At 63.4% G+C, this 22,594-nt stretch carries 25 protein-coding genes and 1 tRNA gene; 10 read left to right on the top strand and 16 right to left on the bottom strand.

The annotated features are described in order from the left end of the window. Nucleotides 1-3: 3 nt before the first annotated feature. Nucleotides 4-270: an Ogr/Delta-like zinc finger protein gene (locus H618_RS22270; protein ID WP_081673706.1), complete on the bottom strand. Its 267-nt coding sequence runs from the start codon at nucleotides 268-270 to the stop codon at nucleotides 4-6. Nucleotides 271-467: 197 nt separating this feature from the next. Between H618_RS22270 and H618_RS0103365 the strand changes: the two genes are divergently transcribed. Then, nucleotides 468-857: a helix-turn-helix domain-containing protein gene (locus H618_RS0103365; protein ID WP_028693721.1), complete on the top strand. Its 390-nt coding sequence runs from the start codon at nucleotides 468-470 to the stop codon at nucleotides 855-857. A 151-nt stretch (nucleotides 858-1,008) separates the two neighbouring features. Here H618_RS0103365 and H618_RS0103370 read toward each other — a convergent pair whose 3' ends face one another. Genes H618_RS0103370 through H618_RS0103380 form a run of 3 tightly spaced genes read right to left on the bottom strand, consistent with a single transcriptional unit; the run spans nucleotide 1,009 to nucleotide 2,001 of the window. After that, nucleotides 1,009-1,383, bottom strand: a complete 375-nt coding sequence (locus H618_RS0103370; RefSeq protein WP_028693722.1) for a hypothetical protein — start codon at nucleotides 1,381-1,383, stop codon at nucleotides 1,009-1,011. Next, nucleotides 1,380-1,748, bottom strand: a complete 369-nt coding sequence (locus tag H618_RS21185; protein WP_245586745.1) for a head completion/stabilization protein — start codon at nucleotides 1,746-1,748, stop codon at nucleotides 1,380-1,382. The genes H618_RS0103370 and H618_RS21185 overlap by 4 nt, the downstream gene beginning before the upstream one ends. Beyond that, entirely contained in the window at nucleotides 1,738-2,001 is a 264-nt protein-coding gene (locus H618_RS0103380; RefSeq protein WP_050577191.1) for a helix-turn-helix domain-containing protein, read from the bottom strand. Before H618_RS0103380 ends, H618_RS21185 begins: the two co-directional genes overlap by 11 nt. A gap of 225 nt (nucleotides 2,002-2,226) precedes the next feature. Between H618_RS0103380 and H618_RS0103385 the strand changes: the two genes are divergently transcribed. Further along, nucleotides 2,227-4,311, top strand: coding sequence for a TonB-dependent receptor family protein (locus tag H618_RS0103385; RefSeq protein ID WP_028693724.1), 2,085 nt, complete (start codon nucleotides 2,227-2,229; stop codon nucleotides 4,309-4,311). Nucleotides 4,312-4,361: 50 nt separating this feature from the next. Here H618_RS0103385 and H618_RS0103390 read toward each other — a convergent pair whose 3' ends face one another. Continuing rightward, nucleotides 4,362-5,426, bottom strand: coding sequence for an AI-2E family transporter (locus H618_RS0103390; protein ID WP_028693725.1), 1,065 nt, complete (start codon nucleotides 5,424-5,426; stop codon nucleotides 4,362-4,364). Nucleotides 5,427-5,545: 119 nt separating this feature from the next. On the opposite strand from H618_RS0103390, the gene trhP reads away from it, so the two are divergent. The 3 genes from trhP (at nucleotide 5,546) to H618_RS0103405 (ending at nucleotide 7,873) form a co-directional block, all read left to right on the top strand. Continuing rightward, a complete protein-coding gene (gene trhP / locus H618_RS0103395; RefSeq protein ID WP_028693726.1) occupies nucleotides 5,546-6,865 on the top strand; it encodes a prephenate-dependent tRNA uridine(34) hydroxylase TrhP in 1,320 nt (439 codons plus the stop codon). A gap of 142 nt (nucleotides 6,866-7,007) precedes the next feature. After that, nucleotides 7,008-7,436, top strand: a complete 429-nt coding sequence (locus H618_RS0103400) for a DUF411 domain-containing protein (protein WP_028693727.1) — start codon at nucleotides 7,008-7,010, stop codon at nucleotides 7,434-7,436. Then, a complete protein-coding gene (locus tag H618_RS0103405) occupies nucleotides 7,436-7,873 on the top strand; it encodes a YqaA family protein (protein WP_028693728.1) in 438 nt (145 codons plus the stop codon). The genes H618_RS0103400 and H618_RS0103405 overlap by 1 nt, the downstream gene beginning before the upstream one ends. 8 nt (nucleotides 7,874-7,881) lie before the next feature. Here H618_RS0103405 and zapE (H618_RS0103410) read toward each other — a convergent pair whose 3' ends face one another. Beyond that, the gene (gene zapE / locus H618_RS0103410; protein ID WP_028693729.1) at nucleotides 7,882-8,988 is read right to left on the bottom strand and encodes a cell division protein ZapE; all 1,107 of its coding nucleotides are present in this window, start codon (nucleotides 8,986-8,988) and stop codon (nucleotides 7,882-7,884) included. Between the two features lie 130 nt (nucleotides 8,989-9,118). Then, a tRNA-Gln gene (locus H618_RS0103415) sits at nucleotides 9,119-9,193 on the bottom strand. 280 nt (nucleotides 9,194-9,473) lie between these two features. On the opposite strand from H618_RS0103415, the gene H618_RS0103420 reads away from it, so the two are divergent. The 3 genes from H618_RS0103420 (at nucleotide 9,474) to H618_RS0103430 (ending at nucleotide 11,834) form a co-directional block, all read left to right on the top strand. Beyond that, the gene (locus tag H618_RS0103420) at nucleotides 9,474-9,716 is read left to right on the top strand and encodes a hypothetical protein (protein WP_028693730.1); all 243 of its coding nucleotides are present in this window, start codon (nucleotides 9,474-9,476) and stop codon (nucleotides 9,714-9,716) included. A 129-nt stretch (nucleotides 9,717-9,845) separates the two neighbouring features. Next, nucleotides 9,846-10,904: a cell division protein ZapE gene (zapE, locus tag H618_RS0103425; protein WP_033727483.1), complete on the top strand. Its 1,059-nt coding sequence runs from the start codon at nucleotides 9,846-9,848 to the stop codon at nucleotides 10,902-10,904. Between the two features lie 63 nt (nucleotides 10,905-10,967). Then, the gene (locus tag H618_RS0103430; protein ID WP_028693732.1) at nucleotides 10,968-11,834 is read left to right on the top strand and encodes a LysR family transcriptional regulator; all 867 of its coding nucleotides are present in this window, start codon (nucleotides 10,968-10,970) and stop codon (nucleotides 11,832-11,834) included. Here the strand turns inward: H618_RS0103430 and H618_RS0103435 are convergent. The 5 genes from H618_RS0103435 to H618_RS0103455 form a co-directional block, all read right to left on the bottom strand. Further along, on the bottom strand, nucleotides 11,808-12,959 hold the full coding sequence (locus H618_RS0103435) for an HPP family protein (protein ID WP_028693733.1): 1,152 nt from the start codon (nucleotides 12,957-12,959) through the stop codon (nucleotides 11,808-11,810). The two genes, H618_RS0103430 and H618_RS0103435, sit on opposite strands and share 27 nt — an antisense overlap. 128 nt (nucleotides 12,960-13,087) lie before the next feature. Further along, nucleotides 13,088-14,407 carry a sensor histidine kinase gene (locus tag H618_RS0103440; RefSeq protein WP_028693734.1) on the bottom strand — a complete coding sequence of 440 codons (1,320 nt, stop codon included), beginning with the start codon at nucleotides 14,405-14,407 and terminating at the stop codon, nucleotides 13,088-13,090. Beyond that, complete coding sequence (locus H618_RS0103445) at nucleotides 14,404-15,072, bottom strand: response regulator transcription factor (protein ID WP_028693735.1); 669 nt, start codon at nucleotides 15,070-15,072, stop codon at nucleotides 14,404-14,406. Before H618_RS0103445 ends, H618_RS0103440 begins: the two co-directional genes overlap by 4 nt. Beyond that, nucleotides 15,073-15,387 carry a PepSY domain-containing protein gene (locus H618_RS0103450; protein WP_028693736.1) on the bottom strand — a complete coding sequence of 105 codons (315 nt, stop codon included), beginning with the start codon at nucleotides 15,385-15,387 and terminating at the stop codon, nucleotides 15,073-15,075. Then, nucleotides 15,387-15,695 carry a PepSY domain-containing protein gene (locus H618_RS0103455; protein ID WP_028693737.1) on the bottom strand — a complete coding sequence of 103 codons (309 nt, stop codon included), beginning with the start codon at nucleotides 15,693-15,695 and terminating at the stop codon, nucleotides 15,387-15,389. Before H618_RS0103455 ends, H618_RS0103450 begins: the two co-directional genes overlap by 1 nt. A gap of 209 nt (nucleotides 15,696-15,904) precedes the next feature. Here H618_RS0103455 and queD point away from each other — a divergent pair, with 209 nt between their 5' ends. Continuing rightward, entirely contained in the window at nucleotides 15,905-16,261 is a 357-nt protein-coding gene (gene queD, locus H618_RS0103460) for a 6-carboxytetrahydropterin synthase QueD (protein WP_028693738.1), read from the top strand. Nucleotides 16,262-16,316: 55 nt separating this feature from the next. Here the strand turns inward: queD and H618_RS0103465 are convergent, their stop codons facing one another. The 3 genes from H618_RS0103465 to H618_RS0103475 all read right to left on the bottom strand — a co-directional run bounded on the left by H618_RS0103465 (nucleotide 16,317) and on the right by H618_RS0103475 (nucleotide 18,205). Further along, nucleotides 16,317-16,919, bottom strand: coding sequence for a hypothetical protein (locus tag H618_RS0103465; protein WP_028693739.1), 603 nt, complete (start codon nucleotides 16,917-16,919; stop codon nucleotides 16,317-16,319). Nucleotides 16,920-17,046: 127 nt separating this feature from the next. After that, nucleotides 17,047-17,658 (bottom strand): hypothetical protein, encoded by a 612-nt coding sequence (locus H618_RS0103470; RefSeq protein WP_028693740.1) that lies wholly within the window; start codon nucleotides 17,656-17,658, stop codon nucleotides 17,047-17,049. Between the two features lie 61 nt (nucleotides 17,659-17,719). After that, the gene (locus tag H618_RS0103475) at nucleotides 17,720-18,205 is read right to left on the bottom strand and encodes a DUF1289 domain-containing protein (RefSeq protein WP_028693741.1); all 486 of its coding nucleotides are present in this window, start codon (nucleotides 18,203-18,205) and stop codon (nucleotides 17,720-17,722) included. Between the two features lie 408 nt (nucleotides 18,206-18,613). Here H618_RS0103475 and acnB point away from each other — a divergent pair, with 408 nt between their 5' ends. Then, the gene (acnB, locus tag H618_RS0103480; protein WP_028693742.1) at nucleotides 18,614-21,223 is read left to right on the top strand and encodes a bifunctional aconitate hydratase 2/2-methylisocitrate dehydratase; all 2,610 of its coding nucleotides are present in this window, start codon (nucleotides 18,614-18,616) and stop codon (nucleotides 21,221-21,223) included. A 110-nt stretch (nucleotides 21,224-21,333) separates the two neighbouring features. Here acnB and H618_RS0103485 read toward each other — a convergent pair whose 3' ends face one another. Beyond that, complete coding sequence (locus H618_RS0103485) at nucleotides 21,334-22,578, bottom strand: lipoprotein-releasing ABC transporter permease subunit (RefSeq protein ID WP_028693743.1); 1,245 nt, start codon at nucleotides 22,576-22,578, stop codon at nucleotides 21,334-21,336. Nucleotides 22,579-22,594: the final 16 nt, after the last annotated feature.

Raw genomic sequence — 22,594 nt, forward strand, 5'->3', positions numbered from 1 at the left:
CGTTCAATCGCTGTGAACCGTTTCATCCACTTCCCTGTTCATCGCTGCCTGGCGCAGCGCGCGGTCAGCCTTGGGCAACTTGACCTCCGGGTTGGGCATACCGCTGGGTGACAATTCATGGGTCATTTCGAACTGTGCGCGCACGGACCAGCCACAGGCTTCGGCGCAACACTGAAGATAGGCGATGCGTAGAAAAATATGACGCCCCTCGCTCGTTCTGATACGCATGCGACTGTGGCAATGGGGGCACACCAGTTTGTACGCGCTCACGGCCAGCACCTAGCACGTGTCGCACGAATGCTATGTAAGTTTTTTCCGCAGTATGTGTCAGACTTATCTACTCTTTTGTAGGCGATAATTAGCTGATTGACTGTCATGGCAGAAGCTCTCATTTAATAACAGGCCGGTATTTGTAACGAGTAGTTTACGCTTAGATAACGGCAGTAAACTAGTCATGGATATTCAAAATGAGTAACAACCCCTTGGGTGAGGTACTCACCCGTCTCAAGCAACTGACGCATTCGCAGTCCGACGCAGAGCTGTCACGCGCGCTCAATATCAGCCCGCAGACACTCAGCAGCTGGAAGGTGCGCCAGAGCATTCCCTACGCATTATGCGTAGAACTCGCGCGTGCTCATCTGTGCTCCCTTGACTGGCTGTTGCTCGGCGAAGGTGAACAGCACCGATCGAGCGTGGCGTTGAGCGAGTGGGAAGTGGGACTGCTGGCGCAGTTGCGTGAACTGGCAGGTTCCGACCGTCAGGCGATCCTGATTCAGGTGCAGGACAGGCAGCGTCTAAAAGCACTTGAAAGCCAACTTCAGCAACTGCTCGACCAGATGCCTGCACCTCACGCCTGACCCCTGGGCCGGGCGTCCCCTCACCCTGTTACCCAATTGGCTTGATGGGCAACACCTCCGGTCATTTCTTTTCCAGTCCGCTTCCAAGGCGCCTGCGACACGCTCGATCCATGGGCGCCGCCGGCGAGCGCGAACACCGCGCTGCCTGGCTTCAGCCACGGCGACGCAGCCGCTGCAACAGGTCGCGCAGGTCGAGTCCGTCGAGCCAGACCATGATCTTAAGGCTGATCGGGATGACCACCACCGCTGCCGAGAACGCGGCCATGCCGCTGGACAGTAGCGGGGAGAGCGTCAGTATCAGCGGTTCGAACAGGCAGCCTACGCCTGCACTCAAGACCACCAGCAGGCTGCTTTTGCGCAGCGACAATCGGTCATCGGCGCCGAGCATCAGCCACACTTTCATTCTCCCTCGGGCCAGACTGACCAGCAGCGAACCCAGCAGTGCGCCGAACACGACCTCAGGATCAATGCCCAGCCCCGCCTCTATGGCGTTGCGGCAGGTCAGTAACAGGGAATCATCGCTCATGACCTGACCTCGCTTTGCAGCAGGTTGCGCTCGGCGCCTTTGAGTAATGCCCGGCGAGTGGCCATTTCCACGCTGCGCAGATAGCAGCGTTGCAAGGCTCGGCCAGGGGCGTGGCCGGCCAGTGTCTCCAGCCGTCTGAATCCGCGCTCACGCAGCGAATGCCGCCACTGCGCGAACTCACGCGCGGCGGTCATCGCGGCACCCCGCGCGGCCACCAGCAGCTGCGCTTCACTGACCTCGTTGCCCACACCCAGCCTGCTGCGCAGATCGTTCAGGCTGATCCGCGGCCAGAAGGGGTCGTGGGAATCGGCGCAAGGATCGAGATGCGCCATCTGAGGGTGCTCGGCGAATGGCTCACTGGGCATGGCACACATCCTCGGCCAGCAGGTTGTAGCGGATGGCCTTGATGACCGCTGCCACGCGGGTTTCAACGTCGAATTTGCGCAGAATGTTGCCAACGTGGAAATTCACCGTTGATTCCTTGCACTCCAGAATTCGTCCAATTTCCCAGGACGTCTTGCCATAGGCACACCACAGCAGGACTTGCCGCTCTCGCGGAGTCAGATGAATAGCCGGCGCGGTTTTTGCGTCAGGGGGCAAGGTCACTGCTGTGTTCATTGTCTAAGCTCCTCAAGCGTAAAGGCCTTCCCATGCAGGGATCAGTGCCGGAGCCGTCACCTTACGAACAGCGCCCCGCCCTCTCCATCGACGCAACTTGTAAAGAACGTCCTGACAACTACGTCCCAGATGGCAACTGCATGACAGTGAAATGCCCCGTGCTTCGTAGGAGCTTTCGTGCGTCTCACTGCGATTGCCCGCCTGCCTTAGTTCTGGAGTAGCTTGATGCGTCGCGCTTTACACCTTCCTTCCTATATGACGCTGCTGGTGCTGTTGCCTGCCGGCGCTGCTGAATCGGTACCCGTCGAGCTCGACCAGTTGCTCATCAACGAGCCGACCAGCGAACTGGAACAGGCTGCGGCGCGCCTGCGGGGAGTCGCTGGCGCGAGCAACCTGGTGGACATGGGCCAGGTCGAGCAAGGCCGGGTGGCCAGCGGTCAGGACGTGCTGGCCTACCAGCCTGGGGTGTTCGCCCAGTCGGCGGGCAATGACGGGATCAAGCTTTCCATTCGCGGTTCGGGCATCAACCGTGCCCCAGGCGCCCACGGCTCCGGGGTCTACGCGATGTTCGACGGCCTGCCGCTGACAGGTCCGGGGGGTACGCCCTATGAGCTGCTCGAACCGCTGTGGCTGAGCCGGGTGGAAGTACTGCGCGGTGCCAGTGGCCTGCAGCGCGGCGCGCTGGCGCTGGGCGGTGCGGTCAACTATGTCACGCACACAGGCTTGGATGCCGCGCCCTTGCAGGTACGCTACGAGTTGGGCAGCCGCGGCTACGCGCACCGCCAGGTGAGTTCCGGGCAGGTGCTGGGCGATCTGGATTACTACGTGGCGCTGACCGACAGCGAGTACGACGGCTATCAGGCCCATAGCAGTGGCCGCGCCAAGGGCGTGGCGGCCAACTTGGGCTACCGCTTCAATCCGCAGTTGGAAACGCGTTTCTACCTGCGCTACCGGGAAACCGACAACGACTTGGCCGGACGCTTGACCCAGCAGCAGATCAAGCACGACCCGCGCGCAGCCAACGCGGTGTACCTGCGCCGCGACGCCAGCCGCCCGCAGCCGGGCAGTACCTGGCTGGCGAACAAGACAACCTTCACCCTCGATGACGACTCGACCCTGGTCGCCGGGCTGGTCTACCACGACTTCCCCATGGACCTGCGCGAAGGCCCCAACCGGCTGAAAGTGGCCTATGCAGACGTCAGTGCCACCCTCGACTACCAGCGTCGCGACACCCTGGCCGGCCACGACAGCCGCACCAGTCTGGGCTGGCGCACCACCAAGCACCTGCCCAACACCGGCGCTTCGGAGTTCGTCCGCGTGCCTGAGCCGGCCAACGGCATGCGCCCGGTCGGGACCCGCACGCGGGATTTCAGCTACCAGGGCTCGGACACCGTGGTGCACCTGAACAACCAGCTGGAGCTCAGCCCCGACCTGTGGCTGACCAGCGGCCTGGCGTTGATCTACACCCGCCGCGAGAGCGATGTCAGCTACCCCGAGCAAGGCGGAAAGGTCAGCCAGCATGACTGGGACTACGCCCCGCACCTGGGCCTGCGTTACGACGTCACCCCTGACCTGCAGGTCTACGGCACGCTCAGCCGTTCGGTCGAACCGCCGCATCCGTGGGCGCTGATCTGGAGTTCGCCACCGGTGGCCGGCGGTCAGATACAGCCCATCGAAATGCGCAACCAGACCGCCACCACCCTTGAGGTCGGTGGCCGCGGCGATTCGCCGGTCGGTGAATGGAATCTGGCCTGGTACTACGCCCAGGTCCGCCATGAGCTGCTGGCGGTCGAGCTGGTACCGAACATCAGTACCGCCGAATTCAATGCCAGTCCCACCGTGCATCAGGGCCTGGAAGCCGGGCTCGACAGCACCTTGTGGCGCAGCGATGACGGTGGCCGCCTGAGCCTGCGCCAGGCCTATACCTACAGCGATTTCCACTACCGCAACGATCCACGCTTTGGCAGTAACCGCCTGCCGGGCCTGCCGGTGCACTACTACCAGGGCGAAGTGCGCTACGACTGGGTCAATGGCGTATACGCAGCGCTGAACACGCAGCTGGCCTCCAAGGTAAACGTGGACTACGCCAACAGCCGACATGCCGATGCCTATGCCACGTTCGGGGCACGGCTGGGGTGGAATTCGCCCAAGCAGGACTGGCAGACCTGGCTCGACCTGCGCAACCTGACCGACCAGCGCTACTCGGCCACGGTGACTCCAGGCTTCAATGACAACGGTCAGGATGTGGCGCGCTCGACGCCAGGGGAAGGGTTTGCCGCCTATGTGGGCGTGGCATACAGCTTGCGCTGAAGCCCGCCCGATCCCGCGCCGGCAAGGGCGCGGGAGGCTGTTGCGCCGACTCAGTCGGGCAACTGCACCTTGGGCTTGGTCGAGGCGAAGATCGCCCAGCTGGAGATGAACAGCGCGGCGATCAGCGGGCCGATGACGAAGCCGTTGAGGCCGAACACCGCCATGCCGCCCAGGGTCGACACCAGAATCAGGTAGTCGGGCATGCGCGTGTCCTTGCCCACCAGAATGGGGCGCAGCACGTTGTCCACCAGACCGATCACCAGCACCCCATAGGCGGTGAGGATGATGCCCTGCCAGTACATCCCAGTTGCTACGTAGTACACCGCCACCGGCCCCCAGACGAGCCCGGCACCTACCGCAGGCAGCAGCGAGAGGAAGGCCATCAGCACGGCCCAGACCAACGCACTGGGGATGCCCAGGATCCAGAAGATGATCCCGCCCAATGCGCCTTGGGTGATGGCCACCAGCAGGTTGCCCTTGACCGTGGCGCGCACCACACGGTTGAACTTCAGTTGCAGACGGCGTTTCTGCTCTTCGGGCAGCGGTACGGCCTGGCGCACTTTGCGTGCGGTTTCCGGCCCTTCGCGCAGGAAGAAGAACAGCACGTAGAGCATGATGCCGAAGCTCACGACGAAGTCGAACGTGCCCTGACCGAAGCTGAACGCCTGGGTCGCCAGGTATTGGCTACCTTGGCCTGCGAACTGGGTGATCTTCTGGCGCAAGCCGTCGAGGTTGCCGACGCCCAGGCGATCCAGGCCATTCTGCGCGAAGGCCGGCAGCATGTTCTTGCCGTGTTCGATGTAGCCAGCAATGTCCAGGTTACCGCTCTGGATGCGCTGATACAGCGAAGCGCCCTCCTGCACCAGCAGCACACTGATGATGATCACCGGCAAGATGGCGATGGTCAGGCAGATCATCAGCGTGGTACCTGCCGCCAGGTTGCGTCGACGCCCGAAGCGAATGAGCATGTTGCGTTGCATCGGGGCGAAGATGATCGCCAGAACCACCGCCCAGAACACCGCGCCGTAATACGGCAGCAGAATCCAGACGAAAGCGATGGTGACCGCGGCGAGCAAAACAGTGAGCGCCTTGTTCTGCAAAACGGTTTCGTTCATGGGGTTTCCTCGAGAATTCACCTCCTTAGTGCGCACCGAGGGGGCAAAAGTGCCGTTGATGCAGATCAATACTCATCGCCCTGCCAGGTCGTAGCATCCGCCGCTTTTCCAGGTGCCCCATGAACCTTCTCGGCAAACCCGAACTGCTGGCCCCCGCCGGTTCCCTGAAGACCCTGCGCTATGCCTTCGCCTATGGGGCCGATGCGGTCTACGCTGGTCAGCCGCGCTACAGCCTGCGGGTACGCAACAACGATTTCGACCACGCCACGCTCGCCCAGGGCATCGAAGAAGCCCACGCGCTGGGCAAGCGCCTGTACGTGGTGGTCAACATCGCCCCGCACAACGCCAAGCTCAAGACCTTCCTCAAAGACCTCGCGCCGGTGATCGCCATGGGCCCGGATGCACTGATCATGTCCGATCCCGGCTTGATCATGCTGGTGCGCCAGCACTTCCCCGCCATGCCCGTGCACTTGTCGGTACAGGCCAACACCGTCAACTGGGCGAGCGTGCAGTTCTGGCAACAACTGGGACTGAGCCGGGTGATTCTCTCGCGCGAGCTGTCGCTGGAAGAAATCGCCGAAATTCGCCAGCAGGTGCCGGGCATGGAGCTGGAGGTGTTCGTGCACGGTGCGCTGTGCATGGCCTACTCGGGGCGCTGCCTGCTGTCGGGCTACCTCAATCGGCGCGACGCCAACCAGGGCAGTTGCACCAATGCCTGTCGCTGGAAATACCAGGCCAGCCCTGCCAGCGAAGATGTCACCGGCGAGATCGTGCGCCAGGTCGAGCCCACCTTGGGCATCGGTGCGCCCACCGACCAGGTATTCGTGCTGCAGGAGAGCCAGCGACCCGATCAAGACATGCCGGCCTTCGAGGATGAACACGGCACCTACATCATGAACGCCAAGGACCTGCGCGCCGTGCAGCATGTGGCGCGGCTGGCCCAAATGGGCGTGCATTCGCTGAAGATAGAAGGGCGTACCAAGTCGCACTTCTATTGCGCCCGTACCGTGCAGGCGTACCGCCAGGCGATCGATGATGCTGCAGCCGGCCGGCCGTTCGACCGTAGCCTGATGGACAATCTCGAATCGCTGGCCCAGCGCGGTTATACCGAAGGCTTCCTGCGTCGCCACGTGCATGACGAATACCAGAACTACCAGCGCGGCAATTCGGTGTCCGAGCGTCAGCAATTCGTCGGCGAGCTGACCGGCGTGCGCGTCGATGGCCTGGCCGAGGTCAAGGTGAAGAACCGCTTCGCCGTGGGCGATCATCTGGAACTGATGACCCCGGGCGGCAATTACCACTTCGACCTGCACACGCTGCACGATGCCCAGCGTCGAACCCTCGACATCGCGCCTGGCGACGGACATGTGGTGTACCTGCCCATCCCCGAGCAGGTGCCGCTGGCCTTCGGCCTGCTGCTGCGCGACCTGCAGAGCTGACAAAACTGTCATCTTGCCCTCAGCTGGCTGACAGCGCGGGCAGGTGACAATCCACCTGCGGCTCACTAAGCTGCGCCAGTTTCGCCGGCTTTCCCGCCCACCCGGGCCCTCGCCATTGCCCGCGCCCGGAGGCGCCCCGAGCATGCTACGCAAACTCCTGTTGCCCCTGAGCCTGCTGGCCGTTACCGGCCTCGCCCATGCCGGCGACACCCTCGATGTGTACCGCGACCCCAACTGCGGCTGCTGCAAAAAATGGATCAGCCACCTGCGCGACAACGGTTTCACCGTCAACGACCACATCGAGCCGCAGATGAGCGCGGTCAAGCAGCGTCTGGGCGTGGCGCCGCGGCTCGGTTCGTGCCACACCGGGGTGATCGACGGCAAGTTCGTCGAAGGCCATGTACCTGCCGAGCAGATCCGCGCCCTAGCCGCCCGCGATGATCTCAAAGGCATTGCCGTGCCGGGCATGCCGGTCGGCTCGCCGGGCATGGAGATGGGTGAGCGCCAGGACGCCTACCAGGTGATCGGGCTGACCCACGACGGTCAGGACATCGTCGTCGCCCAGTATTGATGCTCGGCTACACCGCGCTGTTCTTCAGTGCCCTGGTGGCCGCCACCTTGCTGCCAATGCAATCGGAAGCGGTGCTGGTGGCGCTGTTGCTGCGCGAACCCCAGGCCTGGCTAGGCCTGCTGCTGGTGGCAAGCGCAGGCAACGTGCTGGGCTCACTGATCAACTGGCTGTTGGGCCGCGGCATCGACCGCCTGCGCAACCGACGCTGGTTTCCGTTCAATGCCGCGCAATTGGCACGCGCCCAGCAGCGCTACCGCCGCTGGGGCACCTGGTCGCTGTTGTTGAGCTGGATGCCGATCATCGGCGACCCTCTGACCCTGATCGCCGGCCTGATGCGCGAACCGCTGTGGCGCTTCCTGTTGCTGGTGACCCTGGCCAAGGCCGGTCGCTATGCCGTGCTGGTGGCAGTCACCCTGGGGGGCTTGAGCGCGGCCTGAGCAGCGCCTCAGGCAAAACGCTGAAGCTGCATCTCGCGCAGACGGCTCAGGGTGCGCTGGTAGGCGAAGGCCAGATAACCCTCGGTGTACAGCGCCTCGAGCGGCACCTCGGCCTGCACGTACAACGCCACGCGGCGGTCGTAGCATTCGTCGACCAGGGCGATGAAGCGCCGCACGCTGTCATCCCGGGGCGCCAGCGCCGGTAACTGGCGGTCGCCGGCCTCGACCCGACAGGCACCATCTTCGGTACCGCGGGCGATACGCCCGGCACGCTGCACGCCGCCGAGCTGCGGCACGCCCTCAAGCATCAGCACCTTGAAGCGATCGCACAGAGCCATGAATTCCAGCGCCGACAGCGGCTGTTCGCACAGCTCGGCGAAACTGCACCAGAGCACGTGAGCGCTGTGCCGCTTGGCCTGCAGCCGGCGCTGGCCCAGGTGCAGCGGCTCGCTGCTGGCGGCTGCGCCCTCGCTCAAGCGCTCGAACAGCGCAGCAAAAGCGCTGGGTTGCCGAGGGTCTGCAACCCAGTAGCGCTGACAGGCGACCCCGGGGTGCAGGCGATGATCCTGCTCGCCGGCCACCGCCACCACCTGCATATGGCGCTCGATGGCGCTGATCGCAGGCATGAAGCGCTCGCGGTTGAAGCCATCGGCGTAGAGCTGCTGCGGCGGCTGGTTGGAAGTGGCGACGATCACCACCCCTTCGGCGAACAAGGCCTGGAACAGCCGGCCGAGAATGATCGCGTCACCGATGTCGCTGACGAACAGTTCATCGAAGCACAGCACGCGAATCTCCCCGGCCAACTGCCGGGCGAGCGCGCTGAGCGGGTCGGCCGTGCCACTGAGCTGGAACAAGCGCTGGTGAACCCAGGCCATGAAGTGATGGAAATGCTGGCGCCGCGCACTGACCTGCAAGCTGCGGTAGAACAGCTCCATTAGCCAGGTCTTGCCGCGGCCAACCGGACCCCACAGGTACACACCGTCAGTGACAGCGCCTTGATGCACCGCGGCAAAGCAGCGCTGCAGCACCTCGACAGCCCGCGCCTGAGCGGGGTCGGCGACGATCTGGCCGCTGCTCAGGGCCTGTTGGTAGCGGCAGGTCGGGTCAAGGGGCATTGCAGCGGTTCCGGCAAAAGCGCCTATCTTACGCCACGCCCGCGCCCTACGGACGGGGAAAACCCGGACGCAGGAAAACCCACCGCAGGCAAGCCCGGGTGAACATCGATTGCAAGAGATTGGAGAAGAATGGCAGGGGCGGCTGGATTCGAACCAACGCATGGCAGGATCAAAACCTGCTGCCTTACCGCTTGGCGACGCCCCTGTATCGGATTCGATAGCGGCATGCGCTATCGACCAGATGCTTCCTGCTGAATGACAACGGGGATGTTGTCGAGGAATGCGCGGCACTTTATCAACAAAGTATTCACCTGGGAACCCCGCACGCTAAAAATATTTCCAGAAAACAGCAAGTTACTGACGGGCCAGCGAACCGACCCAGGGCAGATGACCGTTCGTCGCTTTTATCCACCGCTTCGCTTAACAATGCTCGATTTGCCGATTCCAACGCCATGACTGCCCCAGTGCCCCATCAGGAGGATGCCATGCCCGTCTCACATGACCTGTACCAGGATCTGCACTACCCTCGCGAAATCGTTCAGCAGCGGCGCAAGGTGGACCAACGGCTCGACAGCCTGATCGATGAGTACGTCGACATCGACAATCAGGTGCTGGCCGCCGAATCGATTTCTGCAGGCAACTTCGTCGACGAAGATTTGCTCCACCTCAAGGAAAAGCGCCTGACGGTGAAGTACCTGATCGAGCAGCAACTGGAACGCAAAGCCTGAGCTGGAGCTGCTCAGGTTTGCCAGGCACCGTGCAGTGATGTGCTGCTCGGATTGCCGTCGCATGTGGCAATTGGTCAGAATGCCCTCCGCGCCCGCCAAGTGGTCGCTGTCTTCGAGGAGCCCATGCCCGTGTCTGAATGGATGCGTAACACGCTGAACCGCTTTGCCCAGCCAGCAAGTAGCGCTGATCCGAATCTACTGCAGTTCTTCAAGGCTCAGGCCGCGGCCCGCGCCTACACCCTGAGCACCGGCCAGCAGCAGGTGGTGCAGGCGATGGCTGAGCGTGTGGCCGAGCTGGATCGAGGCGCGCCACGGGGTTTGTATATCCATGGCGCGGTCGGGCGCGGCAAGAGCTGGCTGCTCGATGGGTTTTTCCAGGCGCTGGCCGAGCCGGCCAAGCGTCGCCTGCATTTTCATGACTTCTTCGCCCGCCTGCACCAAGGCATGTTTCGCCACCGCGAGCACGACGACGCCCTCGCAGCGACCCTCGACGAGCTGATCGGCGACTGCCGCGTGCTGTGTTTCGATGAGTTCCACGTGCACGATATCGGCGATGCCATGTTGCTCAAACGGCTGTTCAGTGCCCTGTTCGAGCGCAGCATCCTGGTGCTCCTGACCTCCAACTACGCCCCCGCCCAACTGCTGCCCAACCCGCTGTACCACGAACGCTTCCTGCCGGTCATCGAGCTGATCGGCGAACGCATGCAGGTGCTCGAACTCGATGGCGATACCGATTTTCGCAGCTTGCCGGCCAACCGAACGCACCAGCGTTTCACCCGCGGCCATTATCTTTATCCCGGCACCCCAGAGCAGCGCCAGCGCCTGGCCATACCGCAGCCCTCGCCGTGCACGCTGACGGTCAATCGCCGTGCGCTGCGGGCGCTCGCCTGTGAGCCTGGGCAGGTGATGTTCGCCTTCGATGACCTGTGCCAACAGCCCACGGCGGTGATCGACTACCTGGCCCTGGCCCGTGACTATCCACGCTGGATCATCGACGGCCTGATTGATCTGGGTGAATGCTCGCTGGCTGCCCAGCAGCGCTTCGTCAACCTGGTGGACGTGCTGTATGACCAGGACATCGAGCTGCTGGTGATCGGCCGCAAGCCCCTGGCCGAGTCACTGCATGGGGGCCTGGCCGACCTGATGAGAACCCGCAGCCGCCTTGGCCAACTGCAACCGCTCGGCTGACTCGCCGCGTTGGCGGTATCATCTGCCGGCACTTAGTGCAGTGGTTATTTCAAGCGAGCATGCATGGACATCGATCAGGCCCGAACCTTTCTGGAAATCATCCGCTGCGGCAGCCTGGTGGCGGCAGCCGAGCGCTTGTGCGTGTCGCAGACCGCCATCAGCGCGCGGGTGCAACGCCTGGAGCGACAACTCGATTGCCGGCTGTTTCTGCGCGGGCCGGGCGGCGTCAGCCTGACCGCCGATGGCGAGGCGTTCGTCAGCTATGCCAATCAACTGGTGCAGACCTGGGAGGCGGCGCGCCGTGAGCTGCCCTTGCCGCGCCAACGCCAGCAACTGCTGCGGGTGGGCAGCGAGGTGAGCCTGGGCAACCCGCTACTGCTGGACTGGGTCAGTGCCCTGCACGACGCCCTGCCCAGTCACGGCATTCGCAGCGAGGTCGGTGAGGGTCAGGCCTTGCTGCGCAAGGTCGACATGGGCGTGCTCGAGGCGGCGCTGGTGTACCAGCCCGATTACGCTGCCGGGCTGCAGATCGAGCAGTTGCTGGAAGAAAAGCTGGTGCGCGTACGCCGAGTCGGCCAGCCTGAGCCGTATATCTACATCGACTGGGGCGAGGCGTTCCGGCGTCAGCATGACGCAGCCCTACCCGACTGCGCGCGCGCGGCGCTGTCGTTCAACCTCGGCCCGCTGGCCTTGCAGTTCATTCTCGAGCGCGGCGGCAGCGGCTACTTCCGCACCCGCGTGGTGCAGGCTTACCTGGACAGCGGTGTGCTGGAGCGGGTGCCGCAAGCGCCGGAATTCACCTACCCGACCTTCCTCGTGTACACGCGCAAAACTGCCGATGATGCGCTGCACAAGGCTTTGCAGGTCGTGCGCGAACTGGCCGCTGGCGGTACCAGCGACTGGTCACAGCGCTGGGACCCGTCGCTCTGAGCGCTGCGGCTGGGCGCTGAGCAATTGCCGCTGCAAGCCGGCGATCAGATCGGTCTGGGTGATGACCCCGACCACCGTATCGCCATCGAGCACCGGCAGGCAATGCAGGCCCTGCTCGCACAGCAGCGGCAGCAGCCGGTGCAACGGGTGTTCGCTGCCGACACTGATCACCCGCCGACTCATCACCTCGGCCATGCGCACTGGCGCGCGGCGAAACACCGAGCGCCAGGTCGGGCGTCCACGGGCCATGGCCGGGGCGACCAGGTCACTGAGGCTGACGATGCCCACCAGCTTGCCGCCATCGAGGACCGGCAAGGTCTTCAGGCGATGCTCGGCGAGCAGCGCCCAGGCCTGTTCGAGAGTGGTTTCCGGGGTTGCGAACTGCACGTCGCGAGCCATCACCGCCGCTGCGGTAATGCCGCCCAGGCTGCGCTGCAAGGCGTGCTGTTCGGTGGCCTGGATGATCCGTTGCAGCTCATCGCGGCCAACGTCGACGAATTCTCCCAGCTCCAGCAGCGCCTGGTCGAGGTCGTCGGCATTGACGCCGACGCGCTGGCTGGGCAGTGGATCGCGGGTGTGATGCACATCCTTGGCCACCACCGCAGCCTTGGGATAGGCCACACCGGTCAGGCGGTTATAGGCAATCGCCACGGCCAGCAGCACCACGACGTTGAGCAACACAGGTTCGAGCAAGTGATCGCCCAGCGCAACCAGACCAGGGTCGGCCAGCACTGCAGTGACCGCCATGGCGCCACCAGGTGGGTGCAGGCAGCGCAGCACACACATCAGTACCAGCGAGGCGGCCAGCGCTGCGGCGGCGACCCACAAAGTGCCGCCCAGGGAATGGCGCAGCGCCAGGCCGACCAGGCACGCCACGACGTAACTGCCCAGCACCGGCCACGGTTGCGCCAATGGCCCTGAATGCACGGCGAAGACCAGCACCGCCGTTGCCGCCAACGGGCCGAGCAGGTGCAGGGCGATCCCCGCGCCGAAGGCCAGGCTACACAGGTAACCGGAGAGGAACAGCCCGGCCAGCGCACCGATACCGGCGCGTAGCCACTGCTGCGGGGGAAGGGCCAAAGGCGGCGCAAACAGGCGTTGCAGACGACGTGGGGTGGAAGGCATGGGGCGTTGGGGTCTTCACAGTTGGGCGGACGTGCTGGTCGCGATTGTCCACAACTGCACAGGATCCGGCCAATTCAAAAAACGGCGCGCTCGCTGCAGTTTTTTTGCAGCCTCGCTGACCGCCTGGGTCAACGCGCCTTGCGCGGCAGCTCGAGACTGACCCGCAGCCCACCCAGAGGGCTTTGGCGCAGCTCGATGCGCCCACCCCAGGCGTCGACGATATCGCGCACGATGCCCAGGCCCAGGCCATGCCCGGCCACCTGCTCATCGAGCCGCGAACCACGGGTGAGAACGTGCTCGCGAGCGTCCTGGGGAATGCCCGGGCCGTCGTCGTCGACCCACAGCTGGTACGCCTCGGGCTGTTCGGCAATGCCCAGGCGCACCTCGCTGTCGGCCCATTTGCAGGCGTTGTCCAGCAGGTTGCCGAGCAGCTCGAGCAAGTCTTCGCGATCCCAGGGCAGCAGCAGGCCGCCCGGCATGTCGCGCGCCAGCAGCAGGCCTTCGCCGTGAATCAAGCCCAGGGTCGAGAGCAGCCCAGGCAGTTCGGCATCGCAGTCGAACTGCGCACCCGGCAAGGCATCCCCGGCCAGGCGCGCACGGTTCAGCTCGCGCGCCAGGCGCTGCTGGATCTGCTCGAGCTGTTCGTGCAGTTGCGCGCTGAGCTGCGGCAACTGGCGCAGCTGTGGGCTGCTGGCCAGGCTCACCAGCACGGCCAACGGGGTTTTCAGTGCGTGGCCAAGATTGCCCAGCGCGTTGCGCGAGCGGCGCAGGCTGTCTTCGGTATGGGCGAGCAAGTGGTTGATCTGCGCCACCAACGGCTCCAGCTCAACCGGCACCTGGGTATCGAGCTGTGAGCGCTGGCCCTGCTGCAACTGGGCAATCTGTTGGCGCGCGCGCTCGAGTGGGCGCAACGAGCGGGTCACGGTAATGCGCTGCAGCACCAGAATCACTAGCAGCGCCACCCCAGCCAAACCCAGGCCAATCTGCTGCATGCGCCGGAAGCCATCGCGCACCGGCGAATAGTCCTGCGCCACGCTGATGGAAATGTTTTGCCCAAGACGCCGGTAGTCGGCGCGAAACACCAGCAACTGCTGCCCATCGGGCCCAAGGTCTGCGCTCTTTTCAAGGCCGGCACTGGTAGGCTGTGGCATGTCTAGGTCCCACAGCGAGCGTGAGCGCCAGGTGCCTTGAGGGAAGTCGATGCGAAAGTAGTAGCCGGAAAACGGCCGGTGATAGGCCGCCGAGATGCGCCGCTCGTCAAGCTGCATACCGCCCTCACCACGCACCAGCGCGGCCAACAGGTTCTCGCTTTCCTTGCGCAGCCCGGCTTGCAGGTAGCGCTGCAAGCCGGCTTCGAACAGCCACAGCGTCGACTGCGCAAGCACCAGCCCGACGACCATCAGCACCGCCACCAGGCCCAGGCTCAGACGCCCCTGAATCGACTTCAAGCAGCGCTCCCGGCATACAGGTAACCCTGCCCGCGACGGGTTTCGATGACGCTGCGGCCCAGTTTGCGGCGCAGGTGGTTGACGTGCACTTCGAGCACGTTGGAATCACGCTCGGTTTCGCCATCGTACAGATGCTCGGCGAGGTGACTCTTGGACAGAATCTGCCTGGGATGCAGCATGAAATAGCGCAACAGGCGAAACTCGGCGGCAGTCAGCTGAATGTCGTCGCCATCGCGAGTCACGCACTGACGGCCCTCATCCAAGTGCAGCCCCGCCGCTTCCAGACGCGGCTGATTGGCCAGGCCACGGGCGCGGCGCAGCAGCGACTGCAGGCGCAGTTGCAGTTCTTCGGGGTGAAACGGCTTGCTCAGGTAATCGTCGGCACCGGCCTTGAGGCCTTCGATACGCTCGGCCCATGAGCCGCGCGCGGTCAGAATCAGCACCGGGGTCGCCAAAGCGCCAGCACGCCACTGTGCCAGCACCTCCAGGCCCGGCAACCCGGGCAGGCCCAGGTCGAGAATGATCAGATCGTAAGGTTCGCTCTGCCCCTGATAGACCGCGTCGCGGCCATCGGCCAGCCAGTCGACGGCATAGCCCTGGCGCTGCAACGCGGCGGTCAGTTCATCGGCCAGCGGAACGTTGTCTTCGACAAGCAACAGGCGCATTCAGTCATCTTCCTCGTCTTTGAGCAGCACACCAGTCGCGGCATCAAACTTGATTTCACGCACCACGCCTTCGGGCGTGAGGATTTCCACTTCGTACTCGTAGCGGTCATCTTCCTGCTCGAGTTCAGCTTCAAGCAGACGAGCCCCGGGGTGTCGCCCCAGGGCTGCTTCGAGCAGTTGCTCAAGGGGCATGATGGTGCCCCGATGCCGCAGTTCGAGCGCTTCGTCCTGGTCCAGGTCGCGAGCGGTCGCCAGCGCACTGACGACCAGCAGCGACACCGCCAGGTAGCGTGCGGGCCGGGCCAGGGTGCGCATCAGCGGTCCTGTTCGTCCTTCAGCACTTCACCGGTCTTGGCGTCGAGGGCCACGTCCCATTCCACGTTGTTGCCATCGCGCAGCTCGACTTTGTAGATGTAGCGGCCGTATTCGTCTTCCAGTTCGCTGTCGGTGACGGTGGAACCCGGATGCTTGGCGATGGCGGCGTTCTTCAGCTCATCGAGCGACTTGATGGTCTTGTTGTTTACCAGTTTCACCACTTCGTCGGGCTGTACGTCCTTGGCGAAGGCGGCGGCGCTGCCGAAGGTCAGGGCGGCGGCGGTGAACAGGGCAGTCAAAGTTTTCATAAGGTGTTCTCCAATGGGTCACGAGTGGTCTACGCAAACAACATTAGCGCCGCGGCCTTAACTGAAACTGAAAAGGTGGCCGCATGATACCGCAGCACCGGCCACGGTCACGCCTGCGCTTTGACCGCCCACAGCGCCCAACGGCTGCAACCGCGAAAGCAAACATGCTGTAGACTGCCGCCCGGCATCGTTTTCAAGAGTGTTTACGCGTGGAAATCTTCAAGGAATTCACATTCGAATCGGCCCACCGCCTGCCCAATGTCCCGGCTGGACACAAATGCGGGCGCTTGCATGGCCATTCGTTCAAGGTCGCCCTGCACCTGACCGGGCCACTCGACCCGCACACCGGTTGGATTCGCGACTTCAGCGAGATCAAGGCCGTGTTCAAGCCGATCTATGAGCAGCTCGACCACAACTATCTCAACGATATCCCCGGCCTGGAAAACCCCACCAGCGAAGTCATCGCCAAGTGGATCTGGGATCAGGTCAAGCCGTTGCTGCCCGAGCTGTCCAAGGTGCGTATTCACGAAACCTGCACCAGCGGCTGCGAATACACCGGCGACTGAACCTGCGCACATGAAAACGCCCCGCCAGCCATCGCGGCTGCCGGGGCGTTTTTCGTCAGGGATGTGCGACACCCATTTTGATGAGTTTCAAGCCCAGCCAACTTCTTTGACCCGCCCTGGTGCTCAGATAGGGAAAATCATCTTCGTCCAAGCGCGTGATGCATTTGCTGTCCGGCGTGAGCAGATCGAGCCCACCTTGTGGTGTATCCACCGACAGCCGCGTAGGTTCCAGCCCCGGTAGGCGCCAAGTCATGGTGCCATTGGCTTCGAAATCATGCCCTGGTTTTTCCGACACCCCGTAAACCCCGAGATAGCCGTTACGACTGATGTCCAGCCGGCAGTTGGAGTGGTTCCAATAGGGGTGACCGTCTTCCAGGTCAGCGGTGCGGATCTCGAATCGATAGTCTTCGCCGCCCTGGTAACAGCCGAACCAGAACTGCACAGCACCCACGCCATTGGAGCTGTAGTGTTCCAGCTCAGGGTTGGGCAGGACATGGCCGATATGCAACCAACCCCTGTTGCCCAGCAGGGCCTGGTCATAGGTGACGTAAACACGCTGCCAGTTAGAGGAATCGAGCTCTCGCTCGGTCCTGGCCGGTCCATGCCAGTACACTCTGGCAATGAAGCTTTTCTCAGGTTTGAATACGTACTTGGCCATTCTCATTGCTCCTCGATGGGCGACATGTGGGCAGCGAACGTAATCCTGCAACCAGTGCACTCACAGCAGGAAAGATGCACCTCATCGATGCACGACCCCGCAAAATGGGGCTATCTGGGCGTACGGCTCAGGGCCGCGCCACTCCCATCTGGATCAGCTCCAGCGCCAGCCAGCCGTGCTCGCCCTGCTGCTCGTTGAGGTAGGCGAAACCGTCCTCGTAGTGGCGGTTGACCCTCAGGCCTTGCAGGCTGTACAGCTCCAGCTGGGCATACAGGTTGCCTGCGGCCAGGTGGTCGACGGCGAGCGAATCGAAGCGCCAGAGCATGGTGGCGTTTTCCACAGCCGGATGTCCGGGCGGCTCGGCCGCCTGATACAGGCCCAGGTAGCCATTACGGCTGATATCCAGACGCCGGTTGGCGTACGACCAGTGCGGGTGGTCATCGTCGACCCCGGCGGCGCGAATCTCGAAGTCGTACTGGCCGTCACTTTCATAACAGCCGAACCAGAATTGAGTGGCGAACTTGCGCCGGGATATCACATAGCCGGCGGCGTTGTGATCGGTGTAATCGTCCGCACCGGCGTGCAACCAGCCTTCGCTACTCCAGGGCGCATCGCCATTGCGCGTGCCGCCAATGCGCGGCACCCGTGAAAAATCCCACTGCTCGGCGCTCATGGGCGTGTCCTGCCAGTACAGCTTGGCGATGAAGCTCTTGGAGGGGGTGAACTGGTACGCGGCCATTGTCGTGCTCCGTTGCTATTGGATAGGCAACGCAGACGCTAATGGCTCGGCAATCATTGTTTCAGCGGGAAACGGGCTCGGTATCCAGCCCTTGCTGGAGAAAGCCCGGCGCGATGTAACGTTCGTAGTGGGCTTCGGAGAGCAGGAAGAACTCCCGGTCGATAGCGTCGCGCAACTGCGGCAGCTCCCAATCGCGAAACTCCGGCAACAGCGCCACGCCATAGGCCTCGAGGTCACGGATCATGCGCGCGCCACGGGCGATCAACTGGTACGCCCAGCAATATTCCGACTGCCGGGCGAGAAAGCGAATCGAACGCTGCTCGAGCTGCTGGCGCAGGCGCTGGGCGTCGAACACTTCCAGCTTGGCCATCATCACCTGTGCCAGCAGTTGCTCCAGGCGCAGCCAGACGGCGCGCTTGGCCTGCTCGTCGTAGCTGTTCCAGTGGATCACTTCATGGTGAAAGCGCTTGCAGCCGCGGCACACGAGGTCGCCATAGACCGTGGAGCAGAGGCCGACACAGGGGGTCTTGATATTGTTGCTGGACATGGCAGAGGTACAGCTTCTGAAACAGACACCGGGCCATGTTAGCCCTTTGTCTAACCAGGGTCACCCGCTAAAGTCGCCTCGCTCGCCTTACCATCGGCCGGTTTTTCCCGTAGAATCACCCCGCCTTTTCAAGGCAACCATGTCCGTTGGAAGCTGTTTTCAAAGCGTCACGAGCACAGTCAATCCGGTAGAACGGTGTTGGCCGGTGGCATGCCCTCCCCCGCATGTGCCGACCAACCCCTCATCAGCCTTCCGTTCTACAGGCGTAAAACTTTGAAAACAGCTTCTGCAAGGATTTCCAGCGACCCTGGCTGGGCGGCTCAAAAAGCCGCTGCGGCGCTTGGGTGCCGGAAGTGCTGGATAAGCGTCCCGGACTCCCTTTAGGGACCACTGATGAGGGTAATAACTGTGCTTGAAGCCTACCGCAAACACATCGAAGAGCGTGCCGCACTGGGCATCGTGCCCCAGCCGTTGAACGCCGAACAGACCGCAGGCCTGGTCGAGCTGCTGAAGAATCCACCGGCCGGCGAAGAAGCCTTCCTCCTTGAACTGATCACCGACCGCGTACCGCCGGGCGTCGACGAAGCGGCCTACGTCAAGGCCGGTTTCCTCTCCGCCGTCGCGAAAGGCGAAGTCAACTCACCCCTGATCGACAGCAAGCGCGCCACCGAGCTGCTGGGCACCATGCAGGGCGGCTACAACATCGCCACGCTGGTCGAGCTGCTGGATGACGCCACCCTCGGCGCCGTCGCGGCCGAGCAGCTCAAGCACACCTTGCTGATGTTCGACGCCTTCCACGACGTGGCCGAAAAAGCCAAGGCTGGCAATGCCAACGCCAAGGCCGTGCTGGAATCCTGGGCCGCCGGCGAATGGTTCACCAAGCGTGCGGCCATCGCCGACAAGTACACCCTGACCGTGTTCAAGGTGCCTGGCGAAACCAACACCGACGACCTCTCCCCGGCGCCAGACGCCTGGTCGCGCCCGGACATCCCGCTGCACGCCCTGGCAATGCTGAAGATGACCCGCGACGGCATCGAGCCTGAACAACCCGGTTCGGTCGGCCCGCTGAAACAGATTCAGGACATGCGCGCCAAAGGCTTCCCGGTCGCCTACGTCGGTGACGTGGTCGGTACTGGCTCCTCGCGTAAATCGGCTACCAACTCGGTGCTGTGGTTCTTCGGCGACGACATCCCCAACGTGCCGAACAAGCGCGCCGGTGGCTTCTGCTTCGGCACCAAGATCGCGCCAATCTTCTACAACACCATGGAAGATGCCGGTGCCTTGCCGATCGAGTTCGACTGCACCGACCTGAACATGGGCGACGTCATCGACGTCTATCCGTACAAAGGTGAAGTGCGCCGTCACGAAAGCGACGAGCTGGTCACCACCTTCGCGCTGAAAACCGAAGTGCTGCTCGATGAAGTGCGCGCTGGCGGGCGTATCCCACTGATCGTCGGCCGCGGCCTGACCGACAAGGCTCGCGCCGAACTCGGTCTGGGCGCCACCAACCTGTTCAAACTGCCAGAAGCGCCGGTCGACACCGGCAAGGGTTATACCCTGGCGCAGAAGATGGTCGGCCGCGCCTGCGGCTTGCCGGACAACAAGGGCGTACGTCCTGGCACCTACTGCGAACCGAAGATGACCACCGTCGGCTCCCAGGACACCACCGGCCCGATGACCCGCGACGAGCTCAAAGACCTCGCCTGCCTGGGCTTCTCCGCCGACCTGGTGATGCAGTCGTTCTGCCACACCGCGGCCTATCCGAAGCCGATCGACGTCACCACCCACCACACCCTGCCCGACTTCATCCGCACCCGTGGCGGCGTGTCGCTGCGTCCGGGCGATGGCATCATCCACAGCTGGCTGAACCGCATGCTGATGCCCGACACCGTCGGCACCGGCGGCGACTCGCACACCCGCTTCCCGATCGGCATCTCGTTCCCGGCAGGTTCCGGCCTGGTGGCCTTCGCAGCGGCGACCGGCGTCATGCCGCTGGACATGCCCGAATCGATCCTGGTGCGCTTCAAGGGCAAGCTGCAGCCTGGCATCACCCTGCGTGACCTGGTCCACGCCATCCCGTACTACGCCATTCAGAACGGCCTGCTGACCGTCGAGAAGAAAGGCAAGAAGAACGCCTTCTCCGGCCGCATCCTGGAAATCGAAGGCCTCGACGAGCTGACCGTCGAGCAAGCTTTCGAGCTGTCCGACGCCTCGGCCGAGCGCTCGGCTGCCGGTTGCACCATCAAGCTGCCGGAAAAAGCCATCGCCGAGTACCTGCAATCGAATATCACCCTGCTGCGCTGGATGATCGGTGAAGGCTACGGCGATCCACGCACCCTCGAGCGCCGTGCGCAAGCCATGGAAGCCTGGCTGGCCAACCCTGAGCTGCTGTCGGCCGACGCCGATGCCGAATACGCTGAGATCATCGAAATCGACCTGGCCGACGTCAAGGAGCCTGTGCTCTGCGCGCCGAACGACCCGGACGACGCCCGCCTGCTGTCCAGCGTCCAGGGCGAGAAGATCGACGAAGTGTTCATCGGCTCGTGCATGACCAACATCGGTCACTTCCGCGCTGCCGGCAAGCTGCTGGACAAGGTCAAGGGCGGTATTCCAACTCGCCTGTGGCTGGCTCCGCCGACCAAGATGGACGCTCACCAGCTGACCGAAGAAGGCTACTACGGCATCTTCGGCAAAGCCGGTGCGCGCATGGAAATGCCGGGCTGCTCGCTGTGCATGGGTAACCAGGCTCGCGTGCAGACGGGCTCGACCGTGGTTTCCACCTCGACCCGTAACTTCCCCAACCGTCTGGGCGATGCCACCAACGTCTACCTCGCTTCGGCGGAGCTGGCGGCAGTGGCCTCGATCATCGGCAAACTGCCGACCGTCGAGGAGTACATGCAGTACGCGCAGAGCATCGACAGCATGGCTGCCGACGTCTACCGCTACCTGAGCTTCGACCAGATCGCCGAATTCCGCGACGCCGCCAAGGCCGCGCAGATTCCGGTAGTCCAGGCGTAAGTCACCGGCTGTAACGCAAAAGCCCCGGCAGCGATGCCGGGGCTTTTGTGCTTATGGAGATACTGCAACGCCTGTGGAGCGGACGCTGTGCCGCTGCGGCGAACCCGCCCCTACTCGTAACGCAGGGCCATCGCCGGCTCGACCTGAGAAGCCCGGTACGCAGGGTACACCGTCGCCAGGAAGCTCATCACCAGGCCTGCGGTGCAGATCATGCCGACATCCCCCCACTGCAACTCCGACGGCAGGCTGCTGATGAAGTACACGTCAGAGGTGAAGATATGCTGCCCGCTGACCCGCTCGAGCCAGCCGACGATCTGGCTGACATTGAGCGCCGCCACCACCCCAAGTGCGCCACCGATCAGGGTGCCGACGATACCGATCAACGACCCCTGAACCATGAAGGTGCCCATGATCTGCGCCGGCGTGGCACCGATGGTGCGCAGGATGGCGATGTCCGCGCCCTTGTCGTTCACCACCATGATCAAGGTGGCGATGATGTTGAACGCAGCCACGGCGATGATCATCATCAACAGCAGACCGATCATGGTCTTTTCCATCTTCATGGCGCTGAACAGGCTGCCCTGGGTGTGCGACCAATCGTCGGCGTGGTAACCCTCGCCCAGCTCGGCGGCAATGGCCTTGGACACCTGCGGCGCGGCATACAGATCGTGCAGCTTGATGCGCACCCCTTGCACGCTGCCCGGCGCCCAGCGCTGCATTTCGGCAGCGTCGGCCACATGGATGTAGGCCTGAGCACCGTCCAGTTCGGCGCCGACCTTGAAGATGCCGACCACCGTCAGGCGGAGCATGCGCGGGGTGATGCCCCCCGGCTCCTTGCTGATCTCCGGCACGATGAGGGTCAGTTTGTCGCCCGTGTTCAGACGAAAACGCCTCGCACTGAGCTCGCCGATCACCACCCCGAACTCACCAGGCACCAGGTCTTGCAGGCTGCCCTGGATGATGTGCTGACCGACGATCGACACCTTGCCCTCTTCGGCCGGGTCGATGCCGCTGACCTGAATCGGCTGCATCGCCCCCTTGTACGAGAGCATGCCTTCCATTTCGGTGAGTGGCGCAGCGGCGACCACGGCCGGGTTGCGCAGGGCGACATCGGCGACTTTGCGCCAGTCTTGCAGCGGCTGATAACCCAGCAGGCTGGCGTGCGGCACCAGGCCCAGAATCCGTGAGCTCATCTCGCGCTGGAAGCCGTTCATCACCGACAGCACCACGATCATCGCCAGCACGCCCAGGGACAAGCCGATCATCGAGGTCATGGAGATGAACGAGATGAAGTGATTGCGCCGCTTGGCGCGGGTGTAGCGAGCGCCGAGGAACAGGGGCAAGGGTCTGAACATGGACAGGGATACCCAG

The organism is Pseudomonas cremoricolorata DSM 17059 = NBRC 16634, assembly GCF_000425745.1.
Classification (GTDB): Bacteria; Pseudomonadota; Gammaproteobacteria; order Pseudomonadales; family Pseudomonadaceae; genus Aquipseudomonas; species Aquipseudomonas cremoricolorata.

Coding starts and splice junctions, on each gene's coding strand:
- H618_RS0103365 (WP_028693721.1), top strand. CDS start 468: ATGAGTAACAACCCCTTGGGTGAGGTACTCACCCGTCTCAAGCAACTG.
- H618_RS0103370 (WP_028693722.1), bottom strand. CDS start 1,383: ATGAGCGATGATTCCCTGTTACTGACCTGCCGCAACGCCATAGAGGCG.
- H618_RS21185 (WP_245586745.1), bottom strand. CDS start 1,748: ATGCCCAGTGAGCCATTCGCCGAGCACCCTCAGATGGCGCATCTCGAT.
- H618_RS0103380 (WP_050577191.1), bottom strand. CDS start 2,001: ATGAACACAGCAGTGACCTTGCCCCCTGACGCAAAAACCGCGCCGGCT.
- H618_RS0103385 (WP_028693724.1), top strand. CDS start 2,227: ATGCGTCGCGCTTTACACCTTCCTTCCTATATGACGCTGCTGGTGCTG.
- H618_RS0103390 (WP_028693725.1), bottom strand. CDS start 5,426: ATGAACGAAACCGTTTTGCAGAACAAGGCGCTCACTGTTTTGCTCGCC.
- trhP (WP_028693726.1), top strand. CDS start 5,546: ATGAACCTTCTCGGCAAACCCGAACTGCTGGCCCCCGCCGGTTCCCTG.
- H618_RS0103400 (WP_028693727.1), top strand. CDS start 7,008: ATGCTACGCAAACTCCTGTTGCCCCTGAGCCTGCTGGCCGTTACCGGC.
- H618_RS0103405 (WP_028693728.1), top strand. CDS start 7,436: ATGCTCGGCTACACCGCGCTGTTCTTCAGTGCCCTGGTGGCCGCCACC.
- zapE (WP_028693729.1), bottom strand. CDS start 8,988: ATGCCCCTTGACCCGACCTGCCGCTACCAACAGGCCCTGAGCAGCGGC.
- H618_RS0103420 (WP_028693730.1), top strand. CDS start 9,474: ATGCCCGTCTCACATGACCTGTACCAGGATCTGCACTACCCTCGCGAA.
- H618_RS0103430 (WP_028693732.1), top strand. CDS start 10,968: ATGGACATCGATCAGGCCCGAACCTTTCTGGAAATCATCCGCTGCGGC.
- H618_RS0103435 (WP_028693733.1), bottom strand. CDS start 12,959: ATGCCTTCCACCCCACGTCGTCTGCAACGCCTGTTTGCGCCGCCTTTG.
- H618_RS0103445 (WP_028693735.1), bottom strand. CDS start 15,072: ATGCGCCTGTTGCTTGTCGAAGACAACGTTCCGCTGGCCGATGAACTG.
- H618_RS0103450 (WP_028693736.1), bottom strand. CDS start 15,387: ATGCGCACCCTGGCCCGGCCCGCACGCTACCTGGCGGTGTCGCTGCTG.
- H618_RS0103455 (WP_028693737.1), bottom strand. CDS start 15,695: ATGAAAACTTTGACTGCCCTGTTCACCGCCGCCGCCCTGACCTTCGGC.
- H618_RS0103465 (WP_028693739.1), bottom strand. CDS start 16,919: ATGGCCAAGTACGTATTCAAACCTGAGAAAAGCTTCATTGCCAGAGTG.
- H618_RS0103470 (WP_028693740.1), bottom strand. CDS start 17,658: ATGGCCGCGTACCAGTTCACCCCCTCCAAGAGCTTCATCGCCAAGCTG.
- H618_RS0103475 (WP_028693741.1), bottom strand. CDS start 18,205: ATGTCCAGCAACAATATCAAGACCCCCTGTGTCGGCCTCTGCTCCACG.
- H618_RS0103485 (WP_028693743.1), bottom strand. CDS start 22,578: ATGTTCAGACCCTTGCCCCTGTTCCTCGGCGCTCGCTACACCCGCGCC.